Source organism: Marinagarivorans algicola, from assembly GCF_001292705.1.
GTDB classification, from domain to species: domain Bacteria; phylum Pseudomonadota; class Gammaproteobacteria; order Pseudomonadales; family Cellvibrionaceae; genus Marinagarivorans; species Marinagarivorans algicola.
This window is the reverse complement of record NZ_LGAK01000032.1, coordinates 1-12092: the sequence shown is the minus strand read 5'-3', so window position 1 is coordinate 12092 and position 12092 is coordinate 1. Positions and strand designations below refer to the sequence as shown.

The following is a 12092-nucleotide window of genomic DNA, read 5'->3' as shown; positions in this document are numbered from 1 at the left end:
GAGCCCTTAAGGCCGTGTATTAAAGCGGTCTATTAATGTTGGTGTTAAGTATTAATGATCGAGTACTTCAAATTGACCAGCGGCTGTGTGTGCGTAAGTGGTTAAGTCATACATTGACTGTGCAGTTGCCGCCGGAACAATAAAGCGGCCGCGAGCAGTCACTTTTGCTTGGTAGCGTATTTCGGTGATTTGTGGTGTGACTGTGCCATAAAATACTAAACGGTCTTCGCGAATATCGATGTACTCGGGTTGCCAATACGGGTTATTGCCATTGCGGTAGCCCTCTAAGCTTTCGCGCAGTATTTCAAAGCCGCCAGGAAGTAAATCAATAATAGCGGTATTCGCTATTGCTTGGCCGGTTAAGCTACGGGCGCGCAATACAACGCTGATCTCTTCGCCTTGTTTGGCTTGGGTAATGCTTTGGCCTTGTTTATTTTGGTATTCACGGGTAATTTCTATATTATTAGCGGCCGCTTTTGCTGGCGGTACTGTGTTGTAACCGTTTTGTTGTAAGGCATAAAACACTGGGGCCTGAGCTTTAAGGGTAAGGCTGGTTGCATTGGCATCAAAGTGAGCATAAGGAAAGCCCTGAGTATTCAGGGTTAACGGCTGTAGGGTGGTATTATCGCTAGCGCCGGTAGTCGCATTGGAAATGGTCTGGGTTAAGTGAATGGTTTGATCAATCCCTTTGGCTTGCTGCGCTTTGCTGTAGGCACTTAATGCAAGGGTGGCAAAAGAAGCGCTTAAAGTATTGTATTGGTTGCTCCACAGCGGGGTTAAAAATTGCTGCATGTCTTGCTCGGTAATACCTAAAGTGTCGGCATTAAAATGTCGAGTTGCAATATAAATATACTGTGCATTTAAAGCTAATGGCGAATGGTAACCACTGCTATTTTGCCTATTGTTAAAGGTACTGCTGTCGCTCAGTTTATAGTGTTTGATGAGTTTAGTGGCCTCTTTGTTTTGTTTTAATAACTGGTAAGTGGCTGCCATATACACCGCAGTAATATCATTTTGCCAATTAAAATGCTGCTTGTTTTGCTTGCGTGCGGCTTTATGTTGGGTGAGTACTTCTTGTAAATTAACCAAGTGGTTGGTAGTGACTTGGCCGCTGCGGCTTAATAAGTACAGTGCATAAGCTTGTAGGTGCGCCTGCTCTAAAATACGGCTGTCATCAGTATGGGTGTTAATGGTGGCGCGGGCTAATTGGCGTAAATAGTCATACCCTCGCGTTAATAGTGCACTGGGCACCGATAAACCTAGCGCTTTAGCATCGGTTAAAAAGTGCAGGGCATATAGCGTGGGGTAGTCATGCGCGCTGTCTAAGGGGGGGCGTGTTGTCAGGTTGTAATGACTGGGCCAATGGCTAAAGCTGCCGTTGTTGTGTTGGCGTGCGCTTAACGCTTGCAGTAATTTTTGGTATTTGGCTTCTCTGCTTTTAGCGTCATCTAATTGTGGATGGTCAAAAAAGCCTAATAATGGAAATACACGGCTGACAATTTGCTCGGTACACATGTGCGGGTAGTAATGCAAATACCCCAGTAATCCATCGGTTAAGGCGATAGGCGCACTGGAGGCGGTAATTTTATTATTGGCGAGTGCGGGCAATAATTGCCTAGGCACCGGTAATTGTTGCGCTTTATTAAGCGTACTAGAGCCCGTAATACCGGCGCTCAATGTACTGCTAAAAGGCGTTGCAGGGCGCACGCTTAAACTGGCACTGCGTGTACTGGTATGGGTTGCGCCGCTGGCATCGGTAAGTGAAGCGCTAAAGCGTAGTTGAGCGGCGCCAATGGCGTGTGTAGCGCGCACTTTAAATACCGCTTTGCCCTCACCTCCCTCGGCAATAATATGCTCTTGTTGGCTGTCAGCATTTGCATTGGCCCCTATTAATTTAAGATGCTCGCTGGTGCTTAAAGTCACGGTAATACGTGCGCCATCGCCCGAGCCTTCTATGCCGTTGGCTATGCCAAGTGCAACGTCAAACTCATCGCCGGGGGCCGCAACGGTCAGTGCATTGGGGCTTAGTACAAAGGGACCGCGTACTAAAGTGTTGGTGGTGGCTGTACCTAGCGCTTGGTCATTAACGGCAACGGCCATAATGCGTAGGCTGCCTGCGAAGGTATCGGGTAGTGTAAAGCTAGCACTTTGAGTTTGGCTATTAGCCTCTTTAATACCGGCCCAAAATACAGCGGGTTTATCGGTTTTACGGCTAAAGGGGTTAAGGTTATTAGCGAGTGCTTTTTGCATAGCGGCTGCACCACCACCAATGCCGGCGTGTTGTTTTAATAGGTTAAATTCTGGCAATATTAAGTCTAAAATTTGTTGGGTACTCACCTGCAGTGCCCGCTTTTTCATAAAGTGTGCAAGGGGGTTAGGAGTATTATATTTAGCGACTTGCAAAATACCTTCATCGACGGCAAAAATAGCAATACGTGATGGCGTTGCGGTACTGTATTCAACCTGCAATGTTTGTCCGGGTTTTATTTTTGTAGGAGCTTTTAGGTTCACAGTAACTTGCCTTGCGCTACGGTCAATATTAAAAGGCACAGCGCTATAGCTGAGTGGGCTGATAAATACCTCCTCCGAGTCTATCGCGCGTACAAAGGCCACATTAATATAAGCGTTACCTTCAATATTATAGGGCAAGGTAATATGCTGAATACTGCTCGTGCTTTGGCTGGTAAACCACTGGTGTGCATGTACATGGTCACTTTCTATCGTAATTAAACCGGCACCGGTATAAGGCGCAGTAATACTGAGCTCTATGGTGTCGCCAGGGGCATAATCGGTTTTGTTAAGCTTTATATTAAGTTCGGCATTTTTTTCGAGCTTGCCGCTAATATTGCCTTGACCTGCTACTGAGTAGTGGGCGCGGCTAATGATTGTGTTGCCTTCTTTGAGCTCTAGTACAAAGTCGCCCGCGTTATCAGTGTTTAATGTGTGGCTATAGCCTTGCTCGCCAATATTAATGGCTTGCTTGTTAACGGTAATACGCTTTTTAACCGATTGATAGCTATACGTGCCATTGCGCTGTTTCACTAAGGTACTCACATAGCGCTCTTCGATTAAAGCCAGATTAAGTGCGTTGCGTGCGGTGGTATTAAGCTGAGAGTCAATATTAATAAACTCTATAGTGTGCTCGCTACCGCGTTTTAAATAACTTAAATTGCTGGCACTTTTGTGGCCTACAAGGGCTTTTAGCGGCGACACCCACTGGTTAATATTAGCTTGTACACTGCGCCCGCCATCAGCTTCATAGCCTTGGGTATGCAAATTAATATTATAAGTGCCGGCACTGTATGCGCTAAGGTCTATAGTAAAATTGGCTTGGCCTTGGGCATCTGTGGTGGCTGTGGGTAAATCGGTCGTGAGTGTTTTAGCTTGTGCTTGGTTGTTTAATTGTGGGTCAGTAAAATGGTACTCGCTGTATTGCTTAAAATAAAAGCGTATAGGGTTAAGTGTGAGTTTGGCGGTTGCGCGGCGGTTTTGTGCCGGCGCACCAAATAAATTATTAAGCTGCATATGGGCTAATAATTGCGAATCGGTTATCCAGCCCTTAGTGGTGATGTTGGCAGGTTTACTTGTTGTAGTATTTGCGGCCTTATCGGCTAGCGCAAAATGCGTGGTAATTTTTAGACGATCGGGCTGGAACTCTTCCACTTGAAAGTCAGCAACGCCAAGCTGCTCGCTGCGGTAGCGCCTGCTGCCATTGTTACTCATTAAATACACAAAGACGCTGTAGCGGCCAGTGTTTGAGGTGGCCTGCGTATTAAAAGGCAGCTCTAAAAAACCGTACTTAGGTAGCTGAATACGCCGGGTTAATACGCTATTACCTTTAGGGTCGCGAATATCAATTTCTAAGGGTATTGCTGTAGGTGTGGTGAAGTTTTGGCGCTTAACAATAGCGGCAATATTAACGGTATCGCCTGGGCGGTAAATACCGCGGTCAGTAAAAACAAAAGCACTTAAAGGGTTTTGGTTGCCGTATTGCTTACGCACGCCGCCAACATCAAAACGCGAGTAATTTAATTGCCGGCTATAGTGGCGGTAAGGAATAAAGGCTGTATCTATTATATTGTTGTTATTATGACTGCCGTCGCCACGATTTTGCGTAACCACATAAGCGACAGGGGCTTTACCACGGGTATAGTTTTGCGCGCTAGCAAAGTGTGCGTGGCCTGTTGCGCTGGTGGTGGCCTGCATAATGGCCAAACCATTTTTACCTAATAGCTTTACTGTGGCACCCGCTACGGGCAACCCTGTTTTTATTGATTGCACAAAAACATCTTGGCTTTGGTCACTATTATTTTTAACCAGTAAGCCTAGATCAGTAATTAATATCAGGCGTTTGTCTTCTACACCGTATATTGGCTGGTTGCTGATGGGGTTCCAGGCTTGTGCTTTAACTAAAAACAAACCTAATGCGCTGTCGTCTTTTAAATGGCGGCTTAAATCATAAGAGGCATAATTGGCTGTGCGTGGATGACTATGGCTGATAGTCATTTTATGTTCAGAATAAGTACCAATGTTGTCGGCGTTAAAGTTATAGCCATGAAACTCTGGGCTACTAATATCGCCGTGGGTTTGGCTTATTAGGTGATTAATTTGGTTGGGTAAAACTTTATGTAATTGCATATTAATGGCATGAATACCTCGGCTAACCAAGGGTATTTTATGCTCGCCACTGTGTGATAATAGTGCGCCTTGGCCCATAATGCTGACTGTGCGAGGGTAGGCGGGGCTTTGTAACAGGGCGTCTTGGTTGTTGTTAATGGTAAAGCCATTAACAGAGGTTAGCCCTTTGTTAATATGTAAATATAAGCGGCGCTGCTGCTTGGTGTCGTACTTAAAGCTGTGCACTTTGGCGGTACTGTGCTCGCTTGCAATGGGTGTAAGGGTTAGCGGCAGTGCACTGTTGGCTAAAACCTCTGCGCTGACTTCGGCAGCGCTGCGCCAAGCGCGTTTATTTGCTGGGTTTTGCTTAGGTAGTAAATGTAGCTCAACACTATTCATCACATCTTGTACGCTCACGGCATCGCTAAACTCTAGTGTGAGGATTTGATCGGGTTCGCCGGTGTCGTTATTAATAATTTGGGTGTCGCTATGGGTAAGCTTAAAGTAATCGCCCGCACTAGGAATAACCACCGAGCGGCTAACACCTTTTACAGTTTTGCCCGTACGCAGTGCCTGTACACCAGCGGCCAAAGTAATGGTCATGCGGCTTTCTTGTTCCGCCAGCGTAATATCACCACTGCGAATATAAACGCTCCGCTGATGCGGCCCATGACTGAGTGTATAGGGGTAATCGCGCCATGTGGCTTCGCTTTGGCCTGTGGCTATTTTTAAAGTGAGTGCTTTTTTAAGGCTGTCTATATCGACTGGGTGACTAAAGTGCAGCGTGCCCAATACTTGCCAAGCAGGCGGGCGTTTATGGGTGGCTACTGGGTTGCCCGGTGCGGGTGTTTGTGGGGTTAAGTCTTGATAAAATTGTGTGTCTGTAATGGTTACACTCAGCGGGGCGGTCGTAAAGCTAGCCTGTGGTTTACTAAGTATAATATGGCGACTAAAAAAGCGACTTGGCGGGGCAATATCATCGTTATGGGTAAAGCGTACGGTATAGGTTTGCTCGGCAGGCCAAGATTGCTTAGGGGTAAAGACTAAGCGGTTTTGGCTTTGCCACTGCCATTGGCCAGCCACATTTGGGGTAAGGGTAATATTGGCGGCTTGCTCGGCGGTGAGTGTTTTGCCTTGCAAATCAAGCTTGGCTACACCGGCTTTTTGGATGGCTTGGCTAGCCTCGAGTTGACGACTGTAGTGTTGGGTGTTGCGCGCTGTTTTTTGGGGTAGGGTGCTTTCGTCGACTGTAAAATCAACCACTAAAGGCGCAGGTGTTACATAGGCGCTGCTAGGGTCGCCTTGTGTGCCTTCTATATAAGTGTCGGCTTTGGGTATGCTAGCTACGGCTTGGTAGCCTAGGGGTTGCGGTCTGTTTTGGTAGGCGTTATAGCCCCAGTAAGCACCAGCTACCAATGCGCTCAACGTAAGTAAGTAAATACTATAGCGCCAGAAATGTGCTTTGCAGGCCTGCCCAAAGCGGCACAACCATGCAGGTGGCTGCCAGCTGAGCGAGCCAAAGAGCTGTTGCATTAATGAGGGGGTAGGCATAGAGAGCTTCCTTTTGGGCGTGCGAGGCTGCCTGCGGCGAGCCAAATATGCAAAAGATACTAACGTTTATTGCGCTAGGGTGAAACCATTTACACCCTACATGCAATAAACCTTGCTGTAGCGCTGATGCGAGCTTATAATGAGCGACTTGATTTTGTTTGAGTGGGTAGCCACTTAGCCATAGTTTTAAAGCCAAGCTGTAAATATGACGGCAAACGCTGAAAAACACCCCATTTTGATTGGACTAGGGTGCGGTGCATTGCGCTTTAGCTTATAAAAAGCTTTTTAGTAAGTGGTAAGTATTTGCTGTTTACGCAAAAAAGGGGGCGATTAGGATTCGACGCCGGTAACAAAATCTTAGGTGCATGTCGTGAGGGTAGCCAATCACGTAAATCCAAAGCTGCATTTTTACAGTTGCCAATGATGACAACTACGGTGCCCAATTAGCTGCGTAAGCAGTTGATGAAGCACTTCTAGCGGCTCGCCGCTAGCGGTCTATAGCAAGGTGTCAGTACCGCGTTATAGACTGTCATATAGAACTGAATAGCTGTGTTGTATAGATCGTGACAGCATTGCAAAACTTAAGCGAACTCGCTCGTCGCGCCCTGCCCGTTGGGTAGCGAATGAGTTAAATCAATTAACGGAAACTAAGCATGTAGAGCCGAAGATGGAGTGCTGGCGGACGCGGGTTCAAATCCCGCCGCCTCCACCAAATACGAAACCCCAACTGTTCTCAGTTGGGGTTTTTTATTGCCTGCATCCCGCGCTACAGCCCTTGTATGGTAAGAGTTTACGGACTTCGCCCTCTTCTTAATTTCGGACTATCCCAGGCGAATATTCTCGAAATTGCCGAATACTCTCTGCGCCTCTCCCTGCCTCACAAGACTCAAGTCCATGACCAGAGAATAGAGAACCCTTTAAAATCAATAACTTATCGACGGACTTGGGGAAAGATTTGTTTGCAGCATTGGTAGGCGTGGGTACAAACTACCGAAATAGAGAGTAAAAAATAATATGAAAATCAAAGTACATGACTTCTCGCGGATGAATACAACTGCCGATACGTCCTTACCAATTCTGGGCGATCTGCTAGCAATTCAAGAATCATAGCCATTAAACCGTCGAGACTAAAAAAAATATTGAGCCGGTCGGCATGCACCGTAACTTTATCGATTAACTGATAGTAAGCGTATTTTCTACCTTTATAAGCCGACGACAACCATGGCGACATGGCTCGGCCATCAGCACCGAACACTCGTCCCCTCAACATAAAAATTGAACCCTCATCGGATGATGGTCGACTTTCGCCTCGACGACTGCGGGCATCTAACAGTACAGTTACTTTGTTCCACAAATCTCGATCAATAATCGGCTCATGTGCGCCATCTCGCCATGCATCATCGTAAAAAACTTCACCCAAATAGACGCGATTCTTCAACAGCGTATAAATTGCATTGCGATTAAAAGTTTTACCACCTTTAAGCTTGCCTGCTCGAGTGCGCCAGCGCTTGGTATTCACACCTCGCGCATTCAAATCATTCAGAATCGCAGTGACAGATTCTTCGTTGGCGTATCGGGTGAAAAACTCCTGCACGACTTTTGATTCGACTTGATCAACCACCAAGCGATCATCCTTAACAACGTAACCTAACGGGCATGAGGTACCTTGCCAGCGGCCAGACTCCAACGTGGCAGCGCGCTTTTCTTTTACTCGCTGACCGACCATCTCCCGCTCAAATTCAGCAAAGGAAGTAATGATATTCGTCGCCAGCCGCCCCATATGATGAGACATATCAATCTGCTGAGTCACGGACACCACTGGCACATCATGCGCGTTTAATTCAGCCATGATTTGCTGAAAATCGGACAAACTTCTTGTCAGACGATCTAGCCGATGAACAACAACCACATCAATCAGACCAAGCTTGACGTCATTAAGCAGCGATCGAAAACCCGCGCGTCGCATATGGCTACCGGAATAGCCTCTATCTTTATAAATCGTATCGACCAACCGCCAGCCTTTGCCAACTTGAGAGCTGATAAACTCCGCACAAGCCATAAATTGAGCGCTGACCGAATCAAAAGGATCGTGGCTGCTCATTATTATGCGCCATTTAAAATAGACTCAGCCTTTATTAGACTGATGATCAGCCTTCCATGTGGAAAATTCCGACGGGCGCAGGCCGTAACGAGCCAACACGCCTTCATGCAATCGTCTCAGCTCTTCGATGACTAATGCCTGTAAATCCTTTTGCTCTGACTCGGGGATTTTTGCTTTAACAGTTTGCCGTATCACAGCATAGGGATCGTGTTCGGGACTGGTCACAACCAAGTGAATCGTTTGTTTAATAAAATCTCGCCATGCTAAGCGTAAGGGATCTGGCTCTGCTAAATCTTGCTTGATGGCCAAATACTCTTGCGTAGAACGTTCATAAGCCCATACGTAAAGATCTCGCAATAATTCGACCCGCGCCATTTCGTACACACATAGTGTGGCTCGACTGTATGCTTGCTCCGGTACATCAAGAAACGTCAATGGGCATAGATTGGCGCGAAACAAAGGTAGATTTGCAGCCAAACGTGATGTTCGTTTATTGATATCGGCAAATGGCTGTAAATAAGGTAAATGCACCATCATAAAAAAAGATTGCTCAAAGGCGTCGCCAATTTGGCTGGCCTTATTTAAAACTAGCTTCAAAGTGCTTTCGATTTGTGCCGGTACCGACAACGGCCGGTAGACGCTCTTGCTAATATCAACTGCGTGCTGGCGAATTCGCCCTTCATCTGCAGGGTTTGGCAGCAAGTTTTCTGACAATGCGCTGTGTATATTCATCAGCGTATAGTGATTGCATTCAGCTGTATCGATATTTTCAACCAACAACTCGATAGCGGATTTATGGTTTAGAATCATTTGCGTTTCAATCGCAGCTTTGCCCTGTGCCGATCTTCCATGCTCAATCAGTTCACGAGTCTCTAAACGGGAATAGGTATTTCCTTCTAAATGGCTTGATGCCCACGATAAATCAATCAATAGTCGATTTAAAATGGCGCGCGAGTACGTACCAGCAGGTTCCTGACTATCCGTAGTTTTGCCCATTTTGTGCAATTGCCGGCGCAATGACTCTGACAAATACCAGGTTTTATTTGGCTGATAGGAATTCAGAAAATCCAGTTGATAGCCTACTGGCTTGCGGGCTTCAAGCGGCAGATTGATATAGCTTAAAATATCCTGGCTATCGGCGGATACAGGAATGAAGGCAGGAAATGCATCTCTATTATTTGTTTGCATGCCCGCTTTGAGCGGGGCATTCACGCCAAAATATCGGCGAGCACGACCTTCACCATGGGCAATCACCAGCCCTTCATCAATGAACTTCGCAATCTGTCGCTGGGCTGTTCTTCGAGCGATATTTGAGTGCTGCGTTATAAGCTCAGCCAGCGTGACACCCTGAGGAGATGCCTTAATGCTGGCAAGAAGTTCAGTGGTAGAAGGCATAAATGGTTTGGCGCTCTTATAGGTAATAGATGGCGCAATTATGGCGCAGTTTTCAGAACTGCGCCACTTTTAATGATTTTTATGGCGCAGTTTAGTTTTTCTTCGAACAGTAGCGAACGACTTTTCATATTGATAATTGCCACCAATAATAAAAAAACCCCATTCAATATATTTGAATGGGGTTTTTTATGCCTGCTTGTTAATGCGGGTTGGGTTTAATGTGTTGCGGGTTTGCGCAATATAGGCAACGGTTTGTGCTGTTATTGCTGTTGGCTGCCCGAAGTATATGCCTGCCGCCATTCATTGTTTATCAATCCATGTCAAATTATTATCGCGCAGCCCCAGTCGTTACCCCGCTAGGGCGCTACATCTTTATTCCTGAAGGCTGCATACTACTCATATTGGCTATCCTGCCAAGGCTCTCACATAGCCCGCTGCGTGGTGAAGCGAGTACCTGTCTTTGCAAGTCCTTGCAGGTGTTAGGTTGCCGTGTTAAGAGTTTTGACTGCCTGAAAGAAAATTATCGACTCATAGACCAATAAGTGGCGCGCTAAACTACATTTCTGTTGGCGGGATCTGGCAGACTGGGTGGCTTAAATGGGCTGTTGTGATAAGTGTGGCTGCAGCACAGCGCCAGCAGAGAAAACGCATGCCTGTCCCTGCTAGTGTGTGGTGAAAGCAGGGTGCTAAATGTAAATTCACGCCTTGATCTGGCACCGCCGCGTATCGATTTCTCTGGCGCGTTCAAGCCATCCATGGGCACTCCATACGCGTTCCCGACGCATAAGGGCCCGAGAAATCAATCCCCGGCGGCTTTAAATGTGCGTGCCGGTGAGTTTGTTAAAATTAAATGGTATTAATTTTGAGTGTTTATGCTTGGAGGTTATCAAAGCGAGTGCCTGTCCTTGTAAGTGTTTGCTTGCTCATAGTGCACCTTTTTAAGTAGTGAGGTGATTTTACCACCTCTTCATCGGTGACCAAAATTAGTATGCCACTACAGTAGTTAATTATTATGCAAAATTTTGAGTGAGTGTCCCTGCAAATGATATAATCAAGTGGTCAGGGTTCGTATTGGCTATTTGTGGAACGGTAATTTGGGGTTATGGCGACATACCATTTAAATAAACATAACAAAAACAGGCAATGCGACGCCAAAAAACGGCGCGCTTGCTGTTGGCGTTAGTAATCAAGGAAGTTTATGGAGAATACTGAGAGAAAAACAAATTGGTTCGTCCGATGTATGATTGTTGTGTTTTGCGTTCTGATCGCCGCGATGATTGCCTTTAGTTACTTTTATATAGAGCCTAAAGGCGAAATTAATTCAGGTGTTATTACACTGTTGTCGCTTTTGCTTGTGTTGGTGTTATCAGAAAGCTTTGATAATTTCTCTATTGGTAAGCTGGTGTCCATATCTAGAGAGGTCAAGAAAAAGGGGCAGGAAGTCCAAAAGTTGGAAAAGGATAAAGCTGGTCTGTTAAGTCAGCTTATTACTATTTCGAACACTCAAATTCAGAGTCAGCAGCATACAAATGTTTATGGTGATTACCATGCATCCAAGGCTGCTTCGGTCGAAAGAGCAACGGAACAAGAAGTTCAAGCAAGAGAAACCGATGAAGAAGAGAGTAATAAATCACCCCAACGAGAATATAGAACTGACTGGCGTAAGATCGAAGCTATGGCAATGGAAAAATACATTACTAAAAAGGGAATTCACTCTTCAAACGTTATACCCGAAGCTAAACTTGTCACCCAATTTCATGGCATTGACCCTGTAAGCAACCACCAACCAATTTTTGATGGTTATTACAAAGACGATGATAAAGAAATTTTTGTAGAGTTTAGACCAAATCGTGGAATGCATCTGATGATGCGAGATCGCATTTACATGATGCTTTCAAAACTAAATCACTACCAAAATGTTAAAGGCGTGAATACGCACCTTGATCTTGTCTGGCTGAACGTTCCGGATGAAGAATCTAGGCCGAGGTCTACTGAGAAATTTCTCCAAGACTTTGAGCCGGCAATTGCTTCAGGCCTTCTAAGAATAAGTGAAATAGATTTTACACAAGAAGAAGCAAATGAGTGTAAGCGTGAAGCTTGAAATGGCAGCGTAACTTAGACAGGCATGCCAAAAAGAAAATGACACTAAGTTTTATCGACTATTGTATCGCCATGCCAAAACAATCGCTAATAGCCCATTAATTCAATAAAAGGCATAAAGAACCCAAGCTAATAACGTGGGGTTATTGGGTTGGGCAGGAGTGATGGTGGGTAATGCGGAAAGGGGTTATTGCGGGTGGTAGACATTTTGAGGACACCCAAAACACTTTAGTGCGGAGGTATTACGGGGGAGTTTTAACTGCAGGCTATAGCGCCCATTAATAAATCATCAATACAAAAAGAATACTAGATACAGCGTTTAAATTAT

Annotated in this window: 4 protein-coding genes and 1 other RNA gene; 2 read left to right on the top strand and 3 right to left on the bottom strand. The window is 45.7% G+C overall.

Annotated features, from left to right (window positions below; translation table 11 throughout):
• Positions 1–51 precede the first annotated feature (51 nt).
• Positions 52–6168, bottom strand: a complete 6117-nt coding sequence (locus AC438_RS11460; RefSeq protein WP_053981403.1) for an alpha-2-macroglobulin — start codon at positions 6166–6168, stop codon at positions 52–54.
• Positions 6169–6490: 322 nt separating this feature from the next.
• Between AC438_RS11460 and ssrA the strand changes: the two genes are divergently transcribed.
• Positions 6491–6880, top strand: a transfer-messenger RNA (tmRNA) gene (ssrA, locus tag AC438_RS16615).
• A 309-nt stretch (positions 6881–7189) separates the two neighbouring features.
• Here the strand turns inward: ssrA and AC438_RS11455 are convergent.
• Complete coding sequence (locus AC438_RS11455) at positions 7190–8269, bottom strand: recombinase family protein (RefSeq protein WP_053981402.1); 1080 nt, start codon at positions 8267–8269, stop codon at positions 7190–7192.
• Between the two features lie 24 nt (positions 8270–8293).
• A complete protein-coding gene (locus AC438_RS11450) occupies positions 8294–9664 on the bottom strand; it encodes a Fic family protein (protein WP_053981401.1) in 1371 nt (456 codons plus the stop codon).
• Between the two features lie 1198 nt (positions 9665–10862).
• On the opposite strand from AC438_RS11450, the gene AC438_RS11445 reads away from it, so the two are divergent.
• The gene (locus AC438_RS11445; RefSeq protein WP_053981400.1) at positions 10863–11765 is read left to right on the top strand and encodes a hypothetical protein; all 903 of its coding nucleotides are present in this window, start codon (positions 10863–10865) and stop codon (positions 11763–11765) included.
• Positions 11766–12092: the final 327 nt, after the last annotated feature.

Excerpts from the sequence above, each read along its gene's own strand:
- AC438_RS11455 (WP_053981402.1), bottom strand. The coding sequence starts at position 8,269 with ATGAGCAGCCACGATCCTTTTGATTCGGTCAGCGCTCAATTTATGGCT.
- AC438_RS11450 (WP_053981401.1), bottom strand. The coding sequence starts at position 9,664 with ATGCCTTCTACCACTGAACTTCTTGCCAGCATTAAGGCATCTCCTCAG.
- AC438_RS11445 (WP_053981400.1), top strand. The coding sequence starts at position 10,863 with ATGGAGAATACTGAGAGAAAAACAAATTGGTTCGTCCGATGTATGATT.
- AC438_RS11460 (WP_053981403.1), bottom strand. The coding sequence starts at position 6,168 with ATGCCTACCCCCTCATTAATGCAACAGCTCTTTGGCTCGCTCAGCTGG.